This is a genomic window from Klebsiella sp. SWET4 (assembly GCF_024296565.1).
GTDB classification, from domain to species: domain Bacteria; phylum Pseudomonadota; class Gammaproteobacteria; order Enterobacterales; family Enterobacteriaceae; genus Klebsiella; species Klebsiella variicola.
Genome location: NZ_JANCOB010000007.1, coordinates 1 through 17,523, shown reverse-complemented (window position 1 = coordinate 17,523; position 17,523 = coordinate 1). Strand labels below are relative to the sequence as shown.

General features: G+C 55.7%; 19 protein-coding genes and 1 other annotated feature. Of the genes, 12 read left to right on the top strand and 7 right to left on the bottom strand.

Annotation, left to right across the window (positions count from 1 at the left end):
* The first annotated feature begins 169 nt into the window (after positions 1-169).
* The 6 genes from rpsP to NKJ21_RS16435 all read left to right on the top strand — a co-directional run bounded on the left by rpsP (position 170) and on the right by NKJ21_RS16435 (position 4,172).
* Positions 170-418, top strand: coding sequence for a 30S ribosomal protein S16 (gene rpsP / locus NKJ21_RS16460; RefSeq protein WP_012540839.1), 249 nt, complete (start codon positions 170-172; stop codon positions 416-418).
* Between the two features lie 18 nt (positions 419-436).
* The gene (rimM, locus tag NKJ21_RS16455) at positions 437-985 is read left to right on the top strand and encodes a ribosome maturation factor RimM (protein ID WP_008806093.1); all 549 of its coding nucleotides are present in this window, start codon (positions 437-439) and stop codon (positions 983-985) included.
* Positions 986-1,016: 31 nt separating this feature from the next.
* A complete protein-coding gene (gene trmD / locus NKJ21_RS16450) occupies positions 1,017-1,784 on the top strand; it encodes a tRNA (guanosine(37)-N1)-methyltransferase TrmD (RefSeq protein WP_008806092.1) in 768 nt (255 codons plus the stop codon).
* A 39-nt stretch (positions 1,785-1,823) separates the two neighbouring features.
* On the top strand, positions 1,824-2,171 hold the full coding sequence (gene rplS / locus NKJ21_RS16445; protein ID WP_002914145.1) for a 50S ribosomal protein L19: 348 nt from the start codon (positions 1,824-1,826) through the stop codon (positions 2,169-2,171).
* 118 nt (positions 2,172-2,289) lie between these two features.
* The gene (locus NKJ21_RS16440; protein WP_043876178.1) at positions 2,290-2,748 is read left to right on the top strand and encodes a DUF2946 domain-containing protein; all 459 of its coding nucleotides are present in this window, start codon (positions 2,290-2,292) and stop codon (positions 2,746-2,748) included.
* A gap of 56 nt (positions 2,749-2,804) precedes the next feature.
* The gene (locus NKJ21_RS16435) at positions 2,805-4,172 is read left to right on the top strand and encodes a PepSY domain-containing protein (protein ID WP_063266666.1); all 1,368 of its coding nucleotides are present in this window, start codon (positions 2,805-2,807) and stop codon (positions 4,170-4,172) included.
* Between the two features lie 8 nt (positions 4,173-4,180).
* Here the strand turns inward: NKJ21_RS16435 and NKJ21_RS16430 are convergent, their stop codons facing one another.
* The 3 genes from NKJ21_RS16430 to NKJ21_RS16420 are packed head-to-tail and all read right to left on the bottom strand — an operon-like array spanning position 4,181 to position 6,402.
* The gene (locus NKJ21_RS16430) at positions 4,181-4,663 is read right to left on the bottom strand and encodes an OmpA family protein (RefSeq protein WP_008806089.1); all 483 of its coding nucleotides are present in this window, start codon (positions 4,661-4,663) and stop codon (positions 4,181-4,183) included.
* A 13-nt stretch (positions 4,664-4,676) separates the two neighbouring features.
* Positions 4,677-5,900, bottom strand: coding sequence for a diguanylate cyclase DgcN (gene dgcN, locus NKJ21_RS16425; protein ID WP_008806088.1), 1,224 nt, complete (start codon positions 5,898-5,900; stop codon positions 4,677-4,679).
* Positions 5,893-6,402, bottom strand: coding sequence for a YfiR family protein (locus NKJ21_RS16420; protein ID WP_012540842.1), 510 nt, complete (start codon positions 6,400-6,402; stop codon positions 5,893-5,895). Before NKJ21_RS16420 ends, dgcN begins: the two co-directional genes overlap by 8 nt.
* A 342-nt stretch (positions 6,403-6,744) precedes the next feature.
* Between NKJ21_RS16420 and aroF the strand changes: the two genes are divergently transcribed.
* The 3 genes from aroF (at position 6,745) to NKJ21_RS16405 (ending at position 9,881) form a co-directional block, all read left to right on the top strand.
* Entirely contained in the window at positions 6,745-7,815 is a 1,071-nt protein-coding gene (gene aroF, locus NKJ21_RS16415) for a 3-deoxy-7-phosphoheptulonate synthase AroF (protein WP_022064802.1), read from the top strand.
* 9 nt (positions 7,816-7,824) lie between these two features.
* Entirely contained in the window at positions 7,825-8,946 is a 1,122-nt protein-coding gene (gene tyrA, locus NKJ21_RS16410) for a bifunctional chorismate mutase/prephenate dehydrogenase (RefSeq protein WP_008806085.1), read from the top strand.
* 62 nt (positions 8,947-9,008) lie between these two features.
* The gene (locus NKJ21_RS16405; RefSeq protein ID WP_012540844.1) at positions 9,009-9,881 is read left to right on the top strand and encodes an SMP-30/gluconolactonase/LRE family protein; all 873 of its coding nucleotides are present in this window, start codon (positions 9,009-9,011) and stop codon (positions 9,879-9,881) included.
* Here the strand turns inward: NKJ21_RS16405 and pheA are convergent.
* From pheA to bamD, 4 genes are all read right to left on the bottom strand, one after another.
* The gene (gene pheA, locus NKJ21_RS16400; RefSeq protein ID WP_012540845.1) at positions 9,878-11,038 is read right to left on the bottom strand and encodes a bifunctional chorismate mutase/prephenate dehydratase; all 1,161 of its coding nucleotides are present in this window, start codon (positions 11,036-11,038) and stop codon (positions 9,878-9,880) included. The genes NKJ21_RS16405 and pheA overlap by 4 nt on opposite strands.
* Positions 11,039-11,062: 24 nt before the next feature.
* Positions 11,063-11,187, bottom strand: a sequence feature (Phe leader region).
* Entirely contained in the window at positions 11,139-11,186 is a 48-nt protein-coding gene (pheL, locus tag NKJ21_RS16395; RefSeq protein ID WP_100632159.1) for a pheA operon leader peptide PheL, read from the bottom strand. It overlaps the preceding feature by 48 nt.
* A 105-nt stretch (positions 11,188-11,292) precedes the next feature.
* Positions 11,293-11,628 carry a ribosome-associated translation inhibitor RaiA gene (gene raiA / locus NKJ21_RS16390; RefSeq protein WP_002914111.1) on the bottom strand — a complete coding sequence of 112 codons (336 nt, stop codon included), beginning with the start codon at positions 11,626-11,628 and terminating at the stop codon, positions 11,293-11,295.
* Positions 11,629-11,899: 271 nt separating this feature from the next.
* The gene (gene bamD, locus NKJ21_RS16385) at positions 11,900-12,637 is read right to left on the bottom strand and encodes an outer membrane protein assembly factor BamD (RefSeq protein WP_004145664.1); all 738 of its coding nucleotides are present in this window, start codon (positions 12,635-12,637) and stop codon (positions 11,900-11,902) included.
* A 131-nt stretch (positions 12,638-12,768) separates the two neighbouring features.
* On the opposite strand from bamD, the gene rluD reads away from it, so the two are divergent.
* The 3 genes from rluD to clpB all read left to right on the top strand — a co-directional run bounded on the left by rluD (position 12,769) and on the right by clpB (position 17,180).
* Positions 12,769-13,749 carry a 23S rRNA pseudouridine(1911/1915/1917) synthase RluD gene (gene rluD / locus NKJ21_RS16380; RefSeq protein ID WP_012967426.1) on the top strand — a complete coding sequence of 327 codons (981 nt, stop codon included), beginning with the start codon at positions 12,769-12,771 and terminating at the stop codon, positions 13,747-13,749.
* A complete protein-coding gene (gene yfiH, locus NKJ21_RS16375; RefSeq protein WP_008806081.1) occupies positions 13,746-14,477 on the top strand; it encodes a purine nucleoside phosphorylase YfiH in 732 nt (243 codons plus the stop codon). The genes rluD and yfiH overlap by 4 nt, the downstream gene beginning before the upstream one ends.
* A 129-nt stretch (positions 14,478-14,606) precedes the next feature.
* The gene (gene clpB / locus NKJ21_RS16370) at positions 14,607-17,180 is read left to right on the top strand and encodes an ATP-dependent chaperone ClpB (RefSeq protein ID WP_008806080.1); all 2,574 of its coding nucleotides are present in this window, start codon (positions 14,607-14,609) and stop codon (positions 17,178-17,180) included.
* Positions 17,181-17,523: the final 343 nt, after the last annotated feature.

Here is a 17,523-nt window from a genome sequence, read left to right as displayed (position 1 = left end):
CTCCCGGGGATTTACTCACTTGCCGCCTTCCTGCAACTCGAATTATTTAGCGTATATAGTTTTGAATTGATTTTTGCACAGAAATCAGTAAAATTTTCGGGCTTTTAATATGACACCGGGCTCCGTTCCTCGATGGGGCCCGGTTGTTTTATTCACACAAGAGGATGTTATGGTAACTATTCGTTTAGCACGTCACGGCGCTAAAAAGCGTCCGTTCTACCAGGTTGTTGTCACCGACAGCCGTAATGCACGCAACGGTCGCTTCATCGAGCGCGTTGGTTTCTTCAACCCGATCGCTAGCGGCGCGGAAGAAGAAACTCGCCTGGATCTGGATCGTATCGCTCACTGGGTTGGCCTGGGCGCTACTGTTTCCGATCGCGTTGCCGCGCTGATCAAAGCCGCTAACAAAGCAGCTTAATCTGTCACGGTGGTCATGATGAGCAAGCAACACACCGCACAAGCACCTGTTGATCCGATCGTATTGGGGAAAATGGGTTCTTCCTACGGTATCCGTGGTTGGCTCAGAGTGTTTTCCTCCACCGAAGACGCCGAAAGCATTTTTGACTATCAGCCCTGGTTAATCCAGAAGGCGGGTCAGTGGCAGGTTGTTGAGCTGGAAGGCTGGCGCCACCACAATCAGGACATCATCATCAAGCTGAAAGGCGTTGACGATCGTGATGCCGCGAATCTACTGACTAATTGCGAAATTATCGTGGATTCATCGCAGTTGCCGGAGCTGGAAGAGGGTGACTACTACTGGAAAGACCTGATGGGCTGCCAGGTAGTGACAACGGAAGGCTATAGCCTCGGTAAAGTCATTGATATGATGGAAACCGGGTCTAATGACGTACTCGTCATCAAGGCAAACCTGAAAGATGCATTTGGCATCAAGGAGCGGTTGGTTCCGTTCCTCGATGGGCAGGTTATCAAGAAAGTCGATCTCACTACGCGTACTATCGAAGTAGATTGGGATCCTGGTTTTTAAATTCTCCGGATAAACGGTAAAAGACGGCGCTATGTGGATTGGCATAATTAGCCTGTTTCCTGAAATGTTCCGCGCAATTACCGATTACGGGGTAACTGGCCGGGCAGTAAAAAATGGCCTGCTGAGCATCGAAAGCTGGAGTCCTCGCGACTTCGCTCATGACCGGCACCGTACCGTGGACGATCGTCCTTACGGCGGCGGACCGGGGATGCTAATGATGGTGCAACCTTTACGGGATGCTATTCATGCAGCAAAAGCCGCGGCAGGTGAAGGCGCGAAGGTGATTTATCTGTCACCTCAGGGACGCAAGCTTGATCAAGCGGGCGTTAGCGAACTGGCAACGAATCAGAAACTGATTCTGGTGTGCGGTCGCTACGAAGGGATAGACGAGCGCGTAATCCAAACCGAAATTGACGAAGAATGGTCAATCGGCGATTACGTTCTCAGCGGTGGTGAGTTACCGGCAATGACGCTGATTGACTCCGTTTCCCGGTTCATTCCGGGAGTACTGGGCCATGAAGCTTCGGCAACGGAAGATTCCTTTGCTGATGGGTTGCTGGATTGCCCGCACTATACCCGTCCTGAAGTGTTAGAAGAGATGGAAGTACCGCCAGTATTGCTGTCGGGAAACCATGCTGAGATACGTCGCTGGCGTCTGAAGCAGTCGCTGGGCCGCACCTGGCTTAGAAGACCTGAACTTCTGGAAAACCTGGCTCTGACTGAAGAGCAAGCAAAGTTGCTGGCGCAGTTCAAAAGCGAACACGCGCAACAGCAGCATAAACATGATGGGCAGGCGTGAGCCCCCAATATCAGTTTACCCAGGATAAGAGATTAAATTATGAGCAACATTATTAAGCAACTTGAACAAGAACAGATGAAGCAGGACGTACCTTCCTTCCGTCCGGGTGATACCGTGGAAGTGAAAGTATGGGTTGTTGAAGGTTCCAAAAAACGTCTGCAGGCATTCGAGGGCGTGGTTATCGCTATTCGTAACCGCGGTCTGCACTCTGCATTCACTGTTCGCAAAATTTCCAACGGCGAAGGCGTTGAGCGTGTCTTCCAGACTCACTCTCCGGTAGTTGACAGCATTGCTGTTAAACGTCGTGGTGCTGTACGTAAAGCTAAACTGTACTACCTGCGTGAGCGTACTGGTAAGTCTGCTCGTATCAAAGAGCGTCTTAACTAAGATTCGCTTTCGCGACATCCTGACAGAAGGGCTGGCCAGATGGCTGGCCCTTTTTTTATCTTTGTTGTAACCATTGTGATGTAAATCATTTACAATACGCCCTCTATTCGGAGGGGCGGTGGTCAGCAACAGTTTCCAGCAAACGACACCTAAACGGCGAGCCGCCTGGCTGGCACTGTTGGCGATCCTGTTGATCGTCGTGGCCCCCCTGATCTCCATCTCCCTGCAAAAAGACCCCATGAGCGCGATGCCCGGCATGCATCACGCCATGATGATGGACAGCTCGTCCGCGAGCATGGCGCAAATGCCCGACCACGAGATGGCGATGATGCATAGCACAGACGGCGCCACGCATACCGGACACGAACTGCCGCTGGACCATGCCGAAGCGTGTGGCTATTGCGTGCTGTTAGCCCATGTCCCGGGGCTGCTTTTCGCGCTGGCGCTGTTCGTCGCCATGCTCCTGCGGCGTATTCGCCTGCCGGCTTCTCGCCCGGTATTAAAACACTGGCACTACTTCCCCTGGCTCTACCCTGAAACCCGCGCCCCGCCGCGGCTGTCTGCTTTTTCCCTTTAATAAAAATCAATCTGCGCACGGCGCAATAACCTCTTTTGCTTTAAAAAAGGAAGAGTATGACAACCTGCACCTCGCGCGCGGCATGGTTAAACCTGCTGCGTCGCCTCCATTTCTACATCGGACTGTTTATCGGACCGTTTATCTTTGTCGCTGCCCTGACCGGCACGCTGTACGTGGCGACGCCGCAGCTGGAAAACTGGCTCTATCACGACGCGCTGCATGGCCTTGCCGACGGGACCCCGCAGCCGCTCAGCGCCCAGATTGCAGTGGCGGAAGAAGCGACCCAGGGTAATCTTCGGCTACTGGCGGTGCGGCCGGCCCCCGCGATGGGGGAGACCACCCGGATTATGTTTGTTGACCCGAGCCTGGGCGAGTCAGAATCCCGGGCCATTTTCGTCGATCCGATCTCGCTACGGGTGAAGGGCGATATGACGGTCTACGGTACCAGCGGCATCCTGCCGCTGCGCCAGTGGATTGATTATGCGCATCGTTCGCTACTGCTGGGCGACAGCGGGAGGTTATACAGCGAACTGGCTGCCTCATGGATGTGGGTTGCCGCGCTGGGTGGCATTGCCCTGTGGGCGATGACACGTCCAAAACGGCGGATCAATAACGTCCTGCAGAATCATCGTCGGTTGCACGTGACGCTGGGCTGGGGCTTACTGCTGGGCATGCTGCTCTTCTCCGCCACCGGCCTGACCTGGTCGCAATGGGCTGGCGGTAATGTGGATAAAATGCGGGCGGCTTTCGGCTGGTGGACGCCGCAGGTGAATACCCTGCTGCACGGTGAGGCGCCGATGGCGCACGATCCCCACGCCGGGCATCATATGGACGGGATGGCCATGCAGCATCAGTCAGTGCTGCAGCCAGCGCAGTTTGACCTGGTGCTGGCGGTGGCCCGTCAGGCGGGGCTGAACGCCAGCCGGCTGGAGATCCGTCCGCCGGTTTCGAAGGAACGTGCCTGGACGGTAAATGAGATCGACCGCCGCTGGCCGACGCAGGTGGACGCGGTGGCGATCGATGGCGCCACGATGCAGGTGGTGGATCGCACCCGGTTCGCCGACTTCCCGCTGATGGCGAAGCTCACCCGCTGGGGCGTCGATTTCCACATGGGGGTCCTCTTTGGTCTGGCGAATCAGTTGCTGCTGGTAGGGTTCGGCTGCGCGCTGTGCGTCACCATCGGCGTGGGCTACCGGCTGTGGTGGATCCGCCGTCCGCCTCAGGCGGTCTGGGATCCGGCGCATTCGCTGCTGCAGGCATGGCTGTCGCTCGCCTGGCCTGCCCGTGGGCTGGTACTGGGGATAGCGTTAGCCCTGGGTCTGGCCATGCCATTGATGGGGGCAAGTCTGGTGCTGTTCATTGCCGTTGACTACCTGCGCTGGCGCGCGGCAACGGCAATGAGGATGGCGAAGTCCAGCGATTAAGCGAAGGCTTACGGCGTGCTGATGACCACCGTGACCCGGCGGTTTTCAGCGCGCCCGGCCGCCGTGTCGTTGCTGGCGATCGGGTATTTCTTGCCAAGGCCGCGGGTGACTAAATGACTGCGCGGGACATGGGCGCCTTCCGCCCAGGCATCGGCTACGCTATTGGCGCGCTTAAGCGACAGGGCTTCGTTATAGCTATCCTCACCGTAATTATCGGTGTGGCCTTCAAGGCGGCTATGGGTGATCCCGGTCGCCGCCAGCCGCGAGGCCATCGTGGTGATCTGCTGGCGGCTGTCGGGACGTAGTCGGTAGTCATTCTTGTCAAACAGGATGCTATCGGATAAGCCCAGGGACCAATCGCCATTGCTTTCAGTGAAGCCGTAAGATTTCATCGCCGCCACCTGCTCGGGGGTAAATTTTCCCTGAGGAGCCTGGCAACCTGTCAAAAGCGCCGCCGCCATCAGGGCGGGGACGAAATATTTTCTGAGCATAATGAGTCCTTTATTATTTCAGCGTCTGCTGGATACGTTGGTTTTTCATGCGATACATATTCTGATCGGCAAGTTCTTGCAGTGATTCCGCGGTGGCGTGCTCCCACGCCAGGGCATAACCGACGCTCAGCGAGAGCGTGGCGCTATGGCCATTGTGCAGGTTGAATGGCGGAAGAAATTGTTCCGACAGCGCCTGGCACAGAGCCTGCACTTCGGCTTCCGAGCGCACCTCACGCAGCAGAACGGCAAACTCATCGCCGCCGAGACGCCATGCCAGATGGCGTTTTCCGGCGAAGGCCATCAGGCGGCTGGCGACCTCCGTCAGCACTTTATCGCCTGCCGCGTGCCCCCAGTTGTCATTGATCAGCTTGAAGTTATCGCCGTCAAGAAACAGTAATGCCGAGGTCTGGTGATCCACCTCGTTCTTCATCAGTTCGGCGAGCGCGTTGCGAAAGGCGGCGCGGTTAGCCAGGCCGGTCAGCGGGTCATGAAGCGAGCTACGCAACAGCTGGGCATTCTTGGCCTGCAGCTGGCGCTGCCAGTCCTCCATCTCCCCCAGCAGGCTGTTAAAGTCCTGGGCGAAAAGATGGAATTCCTCAATACGCTCCTCGGGCACCCGACGTGAGAAATGACGGTTTTCACGAATATCGTGCACAACCTCGGTAATGCTCTGCAGGGCGGTGACGATCCCCCGGTGCAGGGAGTGGGTCAGCAGCAGGGCGATGAACGAGGCGAGCAGAATGCTGCCGGTCAGTACCAGAATCGAGATACCGAGAAAGTGGCTGATCAGTTCATCAAGCGCGGTCAGTCGCAGCTCGCCGATTTGTTTGCCCTGGTGCCAGATGGGCTGCACCGTAGGCTCCGGAAACAGCCATTGACTGATAAGGCCGCTCACTTGTTCTTTGTTGGCCAGCGGTTCATGGCGCCATGCGGCGAAGTGCTGCTTCTGGCCGTTGAGCACAATCGCCTGGGAAATCTGCCCTTGCTTCCCCAGCGAAGCAAGGGTCTCCTCCGCCGCCGCGCTATCGCCAAACACCAGGGCGGCTTCGAGGCTGCGACCCATGGTCGCGGCAGTGAGCTCTAGATTTTTCTGCGCGTACTGCTTGAGCGTGAAGATTGAGGCTGTGCTTAGCAGCAGCCAGACCAGCGTCATGGAGATCACCACGCTTATCACGCTAATTCGACGAAGCGCGCGTTTAAATGTCGGGCGCGCGGTCTGTGAAAAGTCCTTATTCATGTGGTTTTTTCCGGGCAAGCATCAGGACGTCCGGGTTAACCCGGACCCCGCTGTGCGTCAGAACGTCCAGATTAACGGAGAAGCGGACCCTGTCGTCGTTGATGATCAGGCAAAACGCGCTACCAATGGAGCAATCCGTATTTTGTTCTGCGATGAGTAAAAGCGGCTTCGGGCCATAGCGGCGAGTTAATTCCGACTGTTGGGTCGGCGATTCGCTGCCAAAATAAAAACCATCGCAGGTTGTTTTTAACGCTTCTTCACTATTACGTACTATCACCGGTTGATAGGGCAAGGCATCCGGATCTTCATGAGCCAGGCTATGGGTGAAGCGTGATGAGGCAAAAATGCACAGCTTCGGCGCCCCTGTTAATGCCGGCCAACGGGTGTAGGTCACGATCCCGGAAACAATAGCGCGAACATGTTCTGAAGGTCCGGCAGCAAAAACAGGAGATACCGCGATGAGAAAAAATACAGTCAATAAAAGACGGTGTAATACTGTCATTAACGCTTCCGTCAAATTCGCCATAGCGCGGGAAAAGCCGCTGCCGATGCCCGGCGCAGAATACCACTGTTAACAAAACCCGTCATTACATGCGCCCTTTGCTTTGGGACAAATCTCACCAGGATTTTTCGTAATCGCGATCGCGATAGCGCGCAAGTTTGCTGTGAATTTTGGTTGTGTAAACATTTTTGTACGAATTTTGTTGAGTTAAGTGGCAATTAATTTGTTTGTGTAAATTAAAATTTACGGAATATGGATTGAATTCTTTACTTTGTGTGGTATCGTTACGCCATGCCCGCTGAGGCACCCTTTATCGCAAACGAGCTACACAGGATCGCAATCATGCAAAAAGACGCGCTGAATAACGTACATATTACCGACGAACAGGTGTTAATGACCCCGGAGCAACTGAAGGCGGAATTCCCGCTAAGCGTTGAACAGGAAGCGCAGATTGCGCATGCCCGTGAGACTATCTCCGATATTATCGCCGGCCGCGATCCGCGCCTGCTGGTGGTTTGCGGCCCTTGCTCGATCCACGATCCGGAAGCCGCGATTGAATATGCTCGTCGATTTAAAGCTCTTGCCGCAGAGGTCAGCGATAGCCTCTACCTGGTGATGCGCGTCTACTTTGAAAAACCCCGTACCACTGTCGGCTGGAAGGGGCTGATTAACGATCCGCACATGGATGGTTCGTTTGATGTTGAAGGCGGCCTGAAGATTGCGCGTCGTCTGCTGGTCGAGCTCGTCAATATGGGACTGCCGCTGGCGACGGAAGCGCTGGATCCGAACAGCCCGCAATACCTTGGCGATCTGTTCAGCTGGTCCGCTATCGGCGCACGTACCACGGAATCACAAACGCACCGCGAAATGGCCTCTGGCCTGTCGATGCCGGTCGGCTTTAAAAACGGTACCGACGGTAGTCTGGCGACGGCCATCAACGCCATGCGCGCCGCGGCGATGCCGCACCGTTTCGTCGGCATCAACCAGGCCGGGCAGGTCTGCCTGCTGCAAACGCAGGGTAATCCGAACGGCCATGTGATCCTGCGCGGCGGTAAGGCGCCGAACTACGGTCCGGAAGATGTGGCGAAATGCGAAAAAGAGATGGCGCAGGCGGGACTGAAACCGTCGCTGATGGTAGATTGCAGTCATGGGAACTCCAATAAAGATTTCCGCCGCCAGCCAGCCGTGGCTGAATCCGTTGTCGCACAGATCAAAGATGGCAACCGCTCCATTATCGGCCTGATGATCGAGAGTAATATCCACGAAGGCAATCAGTCCTCTGAACAGCCGCGTGAGACGATGAAATACGGCGTTTCGGTGACGGATGCCTGCATCAGCTGGGAAACCACCGATGCGCTGCTGCGTGAACTGGATAAGGATCTCCGCGGCCATCTGGCGGCCCGTTTGGTGTAAGAGGAAAGTATGGTTGCTGAACTGACCGCGTTACGCGATCAAATTGATGAAGTGGATAAAGCGTTGCTTAGCCTGCTGGCTAAGCGTCTGGAACTGGTGGCCGAAGTCGGCGAGGTGAAGAGCCAGTATGGTCTGCCGATTTACGTCCCGGAGCGCGAGGCGGCGATGCTCGCCTCCCGACGTGAAGAGGCGGCTGCGCTCGGCGTACCGCCGGATCTGATCGAGGATGTTCTGCGTCGCGTGATGCGGGAATCCTATTCCAGCGAAAACGACAAAGGCTTCAAAACCCTGCACCCGAATCTGCGGCCGGTGGTCATCGTCGGCGGCGGCGGGCAGATGGGGCGTCTGTTTGAGAAGATGTTAACGCTGTCCGGCTACCAGGTGCGTATTCTGGAAAAAGACGATTGGGCCCGGGCGGCGGATATCGTCGCCGATGCCGGCATGGTCATCGTCAGCGTACCGATTCACACCACCGTGGAGACGATCGGCAGGCTGCCGCCGCTGCCGGCGGATTGCATTCTGGTAGACCTTGCCTCGGTGAAAGCGGAGCCGCTGCAGGCGATGCTGGCAGCGCATCAGGGCCCGGTTCTTGGCCTGCACCCGATGTTCGGTCCGGACAGCGGCAGCCTGGCGAAGCAGGTGGTGGTCTATTGTGATGGCCGCCAGCCGGAGGCCTATCAGTGGTTCCTCGAACAAATTCAGGTTTGGGGCGCGCGGCTGCACCGCATCAGCGCCGTTGAGCACGATCAGAACATGGCGTTTATTCAGGCGCTGCGCCACTTTGCCACCTTCGCCTATGGCCTGCACCTGGCAGAAGAGAATGTGCGTCTTGAGCAACTGCTGGCGCTTTCGTCACCTATTTACCGGCTGGAGCTGGCGATGGTGGGGCGCCTGTTTGCCCAGGATCCGCAGCTGTACGCCGACATTATTATGTCATCGGAAAATAACCTGGCGCTGATTAAGCGCTATTACCAGCGTTTCGGCGAAGCGATTGGCCTGCTGGAGCAGGGCGATAAGCAGGCGTTTATCGACAGCTTCCGTAAAGTCGAACATTGGTTTGGCGATTACGCTCAGCGTTTCCAGAGCGAGAGCCGCACGCTACTGCGTCAGGCGAACGATAATCGGCAGTAAAGCGAAAAAGATGTATACAATAAAGCCAGCGACCGCTGGCTTTTTTTATAGGGATGACAACGATGGCTGAACCACAACCGCTGTTTGACTACACCGGATACCTGCCGGAATGCCCGACCTGGAGCGAGGCTGAACAGGCCCTCTACTGGGCCGATATCATGGAGTGTGAAATCCACCGCTACGATACCCGCAGCGGCGAACACCAGGTGCTGCAGTTTCCGGAGGAGGTCGGCTGTTTCTCCCTGCGTGAGAAGGGCGGATTTATCGTTGCATTACGCAGTGGCATCTGGCTGACCGACGCCCACGGCCTGCTGCGGCGGAAAGTCTGTGATAATCCGAGCAATCCGGAGCTGGCGCGGTTTAACGATGGTGGGACCGATCGCGAGGGGCGTTTTTATGCCGGCACCTTCTGGGGGCCGGGGGATTACAACGGCGCGCTGCTGATGCGAGTCGATAATGACCTGAAGCCGAAAGTGATCCAGTGTGATATCCATGGCGCCAACGGTCTGGCGTTTAGCGCCGACCAGCGCTGGATGTATACCTCTGATACGCCGAACGCCGTGATCTACCGTACGCCGCTGGATGAACAGGGTGAGCCTGGACGACGCGAGGTGTTTCGCCGTTTCCAGCCGGGCGAAGGCATCCCTGACGGGGCGGCGATCGATGTGGAGGGCTGTTACTGGAGCGCGATGTTTGACGGCTGGCGGATTGCTCGTTTCTCGCCGCAGGGCGAGGAGCTGGAGACTTACCCGATGCCGGTTCGTTGTCCGACAATGGTCTGCTTCGGTGGGGCGGATATGAAAACGCTCTATATCACCACAACCCGGGAAAACATGGAGGACGATGAGCTGGCGAAGTACCCGCTGTCAGGCGCCATCTTCACCCTGCCGGTTGCGGTGGCAGGGATGAAGAAATTACCGTTCCGCGAACGTTAAACCGGATCCACTGGCACCACGTTTTCGCTGGGGTAGCAACCGAGGACCTTCATGGAGCGGGTGATTTCCGCCAGCTCCTTTAATGCCTTGCGCATGGGCAGCGAGTCCAGGTTGGCCTGAATATCGAGATAAAACATCTCTTCCCAGGGATTGCCGTGGATCGGGCGAGATTCCAGTTTGGTCATGATCAGATTGTGGTTGCGCAGCACCAGCAGGGCTTCCACCAGGGCGCCCGCCTGCTGACCGGTCGCCATTAACAGCGTGGTCTTGGCCGGAACCTGATCGGAGACGTTCACCGCTTTGCGCGCCAGGACGAGGAAGCGCGTGATGTTCTGCGTCTGGTTGGCCTGGCAGTGCTCCAGCACCTGCAGGCTATACAGGGCGCCACCCGCTTCGCTGCCCAGTGCCGCAACGGCCGGGGAGTTCGCCTGCGCCACTTTTTCCATTGCCGCCGAGGTGCTCTCGGTATATTCAATCTTCCAGTGCGGGTAGCGGCTCAGATACTGGCTGCACTGCTGGAACGGCTGCGGATGGCTGTAGACGGTCTGAATTTTATCGGCATCCGTCGAGGTGCTAACCAGCACGCAATGATCGATAGGGATCGTTAGCTCGCCAACGATCGACAGGCTGGTGTGCTGCAGCAGATCGTAGACGTCGTTGATCCCGCCAGAGCTGGTGTTTTCAATCGGCACCACGGCGTAATCGGCCTGGCCGGTCTCTACCTGATTAAAAATATCGGCGAACTTCGCGCAGCCGCTCTCAATAAACTGCTCAAAATGGCGAGCGGCGTACTGACGCGCCGCCAGATGCGAATAAGAGCCTTTAGGGCCAAGGAAGGCCACGCGGGCCGAATGCGGATTAATTTTATTCAGATGCTGCTGCAGCAGGGTTTGTTGGGTCAGGACGGAGTCTTCGATGATCAGCTGGAACAGGCGGGTGATGTAGTGCGCATCCAGATTATGGCGCTTGCCGATGGTCATCAGACGCTCCAGCAGATCGCGTTCGCGGTCAATATCACGCACTGGACGGTGGGAGGCCAGTTTGGCTTTACCAACCTCAACAGCCAGCCCGCGGCGCTCCGCCAGCAGAGCAAGCAGTTTCTCGTCCAGTGCGCTTATCTTATCGCGCAGCGCCAGTAATGGGTTTTCCTCGGTCATAGATGTTGCCTTTGTTGTTATCAAATAAAAAAGGCCTCCCGGGTGGGAGGCCTTATTGTTCGTCTTCGCATTCTTTCTTATACGACGAATTGCCTCCCGGTCAGGGGAAGGTAAAAAAGAATGCGAAGAAGAACGGGACACGTTTCATGGTAAATTCCTTGAGGTAGTGGGGATTACAGTACCTGTACTGTTTTCACTCTGTCAATAAAAAACGCGCCCGAAGGCGCGTGGCATGACACAACTTAAGTTAAGGATTACTCTTCTTCTTCCACAAAGCCTGCCTCTTTCACCGATGTTGCGGCGCGGCGGGCTTCCCCTTTGTGTTGCACTTTATTCAGCTGCCGTTCCAGCTTGTTGATCAATTCGTTAATGGCGGCGTACATATCTTCATGACGCGCACTGGCAACCAGATGACCGTTTGGCGTATTGATGGTTGCATCAGCGATAAAACCCTGCGGCTCCTTAGACAGAATGATGTGCGGGTTGATTAAATGAGTTTGCCACTTATCCAGTTTGGCGAGACGGTCTGCGACATGCTGGCGGATTGCCGGAGTAATTTCCATTTGTTTACTGGTAATGTTCATTGTCATAAATTTTACCTCTTGTCTTTCCCGTCTTGGTGAATCCAGCATACCTTTCCCAATGTCAAAAAGCGTGATCTAAATCACATTTTATTGTCACTTTTTGTCAACGAATTCATTTTGTGAGACAGGGCAGGAAGAAGTGAGATTTTACTTGTCGAACCCGGTAAAGCAGGCCATATTTGATGAGTTAACCCGGCGCTAAACCGCTTCAGCTTGACGGGATAAAGTATAAAAAAACGGCAGCCAGTGGCTGCCGTTTGCGATCCATGAATCAGACTCAGGTGTTCTTGCTGTTCGCGGCGATTATCTTCGCGACTTTGTCCGCCTGGGCGTTCATTTGCATCTGACGATAGGCGTTTTCCATCTTCGGCAGGGCATCGCGGGTGGCCTGGGTATCCGGATAGTTACGCATCATACCTTCCACGCGGTTCACGACGGCAACCCATGCGCCACGGTCGGTGTAGTAATCCACGACCGACAGCTCATATTTGGCCAGGCGATCTTTCAGGAACACCATACGTTTATAGGCGTCAGTGGCGTACTGGCTGTTCGGGTAACCACGCACCAGTTTGGAGAAGTCATTGAAGGCATCGCGCGCGTGCTGTGGATCGCGGTCAGAGCGATCGACACCAAAGAAGCCCTGCAGGGCGCTGTCATCCAGGGCCATGTTGGTCAGGCCGCGCATATAGATGACGTAATCGATATTCGGGTGGGTGGGGTTCAAACGCATGAAGCGATCGATGGCCGCCTGAGCCAGCGGCAGATCGGCGTTTTTGTAATACGCATAAATCAGATCCAGCTGTACCTGTTGGGAATAAGGGCCGAATGGATAACGGTTATCCAACGCTTCCAGTTGCGTTATCGCCTGTTTCCAGTTACCGTCCTGCAGTTTTTGCTGGGCGGTCGCGTAGATTTCATTCGGCGGATTATCAGGCACCTCTTCCTTAGAGCCGGAGCAACCCACCAAAGCCAGGCTCAGTGTGGCGGCTGCCACCAGGTATTTCATGCGCGTCATGACGTTTTGACTTCCTCAAAATGTTTATGCGGGAGAATCTCTGTTCCTGCTCCCGATTAAGACCAGCTACAATAGCACACTATATTAAACGGCAAAGCCGTAAAACCCAACGTTAAACGAAGAAGCTGTATATGGCACAACGAGTACAACTCACCGCAACGGTGACCGAAAATCAACTCGGTCAACGCTTAGATCAGGCTTTGGCCGAATTGTTCCCTGATTATTCGCGATCGCGGATAAAAGAATGGATCCTGGACCAACGCGTATTAGTCAATGGCAGCATTGGCGATAAGCCGAAAGAAAAAGTGCTGGGGGGAGAGCACATCGCTATCGATGTCGAAATCGAAGAAGAGGCGCGCTTCCAGCCGCAGGATATTCCGCTCAATATCGTTTACGAAGATGATGACATCCTCGTGATTAACAAACCGCGCGATCTGGTTGTGCATCCTGGCGCGGGCAACCCTGACGGTACTGTGCTGAATGCGCTGCTGCACTACTATCCGCCGATCGCCGATGTGCCGCGCGCGGGGATCGTGCACCGTCTGGATAAGGACACCACCGGTCTGATGGTGGTGGCGAAAACCATTCCGGCACAAACCCGGCTGGTGGAGTCGTTGCAGCTGCGCGAGATCACTCGCGAGTATGAAGCGGTGGCCATTGGTCATATGACTTCCGGTGGCACAGTGGAAGAGCCGATCAGTCGTCATCCGACAAAACGTACCCATATGGCGGTGCATCCGATGGGCAAACCGGCGGTGACCCACTACCGGATTATGGAACATTTCCGCATCCATACGCGCCTGCGCCTGCGCCTGGAAACCGGTCGTACGCACCAGATCCGTGTGCATATGTCGCATATCACCCATCCGCTGGTGGGTGACCAGGTATATGGCGGCCGGCCGCGTCCGCCGAAGGGCGCGTCGGAGGAGTTCATCACCGCGCTGCGTAAATTCGACCGTCAGGCGCTGCACGCCACCATGCTGCGTCTGTACCACCCGATCACTGGCATTGAAATGGAGTGGCACGCGCCCATCCCACAGGATATGGTCGAGCTCATCGAGGCGATGCGTGCCGATTTTGAAGCCCATAAGGACGATATTGACTGGTTATGACTAAACTGATTGTACCGCAGTGGCCGATGCCCCGCAGCGTGGCGGCCTGTAGTTCGACCCGCATTGGCGGCGTGAGTCTGCCGCCCTATGACTCGCTCAACCTGGGCGCCCATTGCGGAGACAATCTGCAGCATGTTGAAGAAAACCGGCGGCGGATGTTTGCTGCCGGTGGCTTGCCGTCTTACCCGGTTTGGCTGGAGCAGGTTCATGGCACCGATGTTCTGACGCTGGACGGCGGACCCTATCCATCGAAACGCGCAGATGCTTCTTATAGTCGTACGCCAGGCACCGTCTGTGCGGTGATGACCGCCGACTGCCTGCCGGTCCTGTTCTGTAACCGCGACGGCACCGAAGTCGCCGCGGCGCATGCGGGATGGCGCGGCTTATGCGAAGGGGTTCTGGAAGAGACGGTTGCCCGTTTCGCCGATAAAGCCGAAAACATGATGGCGTGGCTGGGCCCGGCCATTGGTCCGCAGGCATTTGAGGTGGGGCCGGAAGTCCGGGATGCCTTTATGGCGAAAGACGAGAACGCGCACCGGGCTTTTCGTCCGGCAGGCGAGAAATATTTTGCTGATATCTATCAACTGGCTCGGCAGCGTCTGGCAAACGTCGGCGTTGAGCAGATTTTCGGCGGCGATCGCTGCACGCTAAGCGAAAAGGATGATTTTTTCTCTTACCGGCGCGACAAGACCACCGGTCGTATGGCAAGTTTCATTTGGCTGATATAACCTAGAGAATCAAGACGATCCAGAAGGCAAACTTATTTTTCGCATAGTTCAGGTCTTTAACCTTGAATAATTGAGGGATGACCTCATTTAATCTCCAGTAGCAAATTTGACCTGTTTATGGGAGGAGTTATGCGTCTGGATCGTCTTACCAATAAATTCCAGCTTGCTCTTGCCGATGCCCAGTCACTCGCACTCGGGCACGACAACCAATTCATCGAACCTCTTCATTTAATGAGCGCCTTACTGAATCAGGAAGGGGGATCGGTACGTCCTTTATTAACCTCGGCGGGCGTCAATGCCGGGAAACTACGCACTGACATCGAGCAGGCCTTGAGCCGTTTACCGCAGGTGGAAGGCACCGGCGGCGATGTACAACCTTCTCAGGATTTAGTGCGGATCCTGAACCTTTGCGACAAGCTGGCGCAAAAGAAAAAGGACAACTTTATTTCGTCGGAACTGTTCGTTCTGGCGGCGCTTGAATCGCGCGGTACGCTGACCGACCTTTTAAAATCCGCCGGAGCAACAACCGCCAACGTGACTCAGGCGATTGAACAAATGCGCGGAGGTGAAAGCGTGAACGATCAGGGTGCCGAAGACCAACGTCAGGCATTGAAGAAATTTACCGTCGATCTGACCGAGCGAGCCGAGCAGGGCAAGCTGGATCCGGTGATCGGCCGTGATGAAGAGATTCGCCGTACCATCCAGGTACTGCAGCGTCGTACCAAAAACAACCCGGTACTGATTGGTGAACCCGGGGTGGGTAAAACGGCAATCGTCGAAGGACTGGCGCAGCGTATCGTCAACGGCGAAGTACCAGAAGGGTTGAAAGGCCGTCGGGTATTGGCGCTGGATATGGGGGCGCTGGTGGCCGGGGCGAAATACCGCGGTGAGTTTGAAGAGCGTCTGAAAGGCGTGCTGACTGACCTGTCAAAACAGGAAGGCAACGTCATTCTGTTTATCGACGAACTGCATACCATGGTGGGCGCTGGTAAAGCCGACGGCGCGATGGATGCGGGTAACATGCTGAAGCCGGCGCTGGCGCGTGGTGAACTGCACTGCGTCGGGGCGACAACGCTTGATGAATACCGTCAGTACATCGAAAAAGACGCCGCGCTGGAACGTCGCTTCCAGAAAGTGTTCGTCGCCGAGCCGACGGTAGAAGATACCATCGCTATTCTGCGTGGCCTGAAAGAACGTTACGAGCTGCACCACCACGTGCAGATCACTGACCCGGCGATTGTCGCGGCGGCGACCTTGTCGCATCGCTATATTGCCGACCGTCAGCTGCCGGATAAAGCCATCGACCTTATCGATGAGGCGGCGTCCAGCATTCGTATGCAGATCGACTCCAAGCCGGAAGAGCTGGACCGTCTCGATAGACGTATTATCCAGCTGAAACTGGAACAGCAGGCGCTGAAGAAAGAGTCTGATGAAGCGAGCCTGAAACGTCTCGATATGCTCAACGAGGAGCTGGCGGATAAAGAGCGTCAGTACTCGGTACTGGAAGAAGAGTGGAAAGCGGAAAAAGCCTCTCTCTCCGGCACCCAGACTATTAAAGCCGAGCTGGAACAGGCGAAAATCGCTATCGAACAGGCGCGTCGCGTCGGCGATCTGGCGCGGATGTCCGAGCTGCAGTACGGCAAAATTCCGGAACTGGAGAAACAGCTGGCGGCTGCCACTCAGTCCGAAGGGAAAACCATGCGTCTGCTGCGTAATAAAGTGACGGATGCTGAGATCGCCGAAGTGCTGGCCCGCTGGACCGGTATCCCGGTCTCCCGGATGATGGAAAGCGAGCGCGACAAACTGCTGCGTATGGAGCAGGAGCTGCATCATCGGGTGATTGGCCAGGATGAGGCGGTTGAAGCGGTATCGAACGCCATTCGCCGTAGCCGCGCTGGGCTATCCGATCCGAACCGGCCGATTGGTTCGTTCCTGTTCCTCGGTCCAACCGGGGTCGGTAAAACCGAGCTGTGTAAAACGCTGGCTAACTTTATGTTCGACAGCGACGACGCGATGGTGCGTATCGATATGTCCGAGTTTATGGAGAAACACTCCGTCTCGCGTCTGGTCGGTGCGCCTCCGGGATACGTCGGCTATGAAGAGGGCGGTTACCTGACCGAGGCGGTGCGTCGTCGTCCTTATTCCGTCATTCTGCTGGATGAAGTGGAAAAAGCGCACCCGGATGTGTTCAACATTCTGCTGCAGGTACTCGACGACGGGCGTCTGACCGACGGGCAGGGGAGAACGGTCGACTTCCGTAATACGGTGGTCATCATGACCTCGAACCTCGGTTCCGATCTGATTCAGGAACGGTTTGGCGAACTGGACTACGGTCATATGAAGGATCTGGTACTGGGAGTGGTAAGCCAGAACTTCCGTCCGGAGTTTATTAACCGTATCGACGAAGTGGTGGTCTTCCATCCGCTGGGTGAGAAACACATTGCTTCTATTGCCCAGATCCAGCTGCAGCGTTTGTATAAACGCCTGGAAGAGCGTGGGTATGAAGTGCGGATGTCCGATGAGGCGCTGAAGTTGCTGAGCGCCAACGGTTACGATCCGGTATACGGCGCGCGGCCACTGAAACGCGCTATTCAGCAGCAGATTGAGAACCCGTTAGCCCAGCAGATCCTTTCCGGTGAGCTGGTTCCGGGGAAAGCTGTCGAGCTGGTGGTGAAAGACGACCGTATTGTGGCAGTGCAGTAAATCACAAAACGACAAAAACGGGCCCAACGGGCTCGTTTTTGTTTAAAAACCAGGCAAGAATTAAAGCTCAACACCTGGTTTGGTTGAAAAGTGAGCGGTTGAATTCTTTTTTTGAATTTATCCTTGTCACTTCAGAATTACTCTCTATAATGCGCCTCCACTGACACGGAACAACGGCAAACAAGCCGCCGGGTCAGGAGGATTCAACGACGGAAATCGACGTTGAAAGCCGACAGAGAAAAGCAAAATAAGCGCTTGACTCTGAATGAGGAAAACGTATTATACGGGACCTCGCGACAGAGCGCTAAAGCGCGTCGCAACTGCTCTTTAACAATTTATCAGA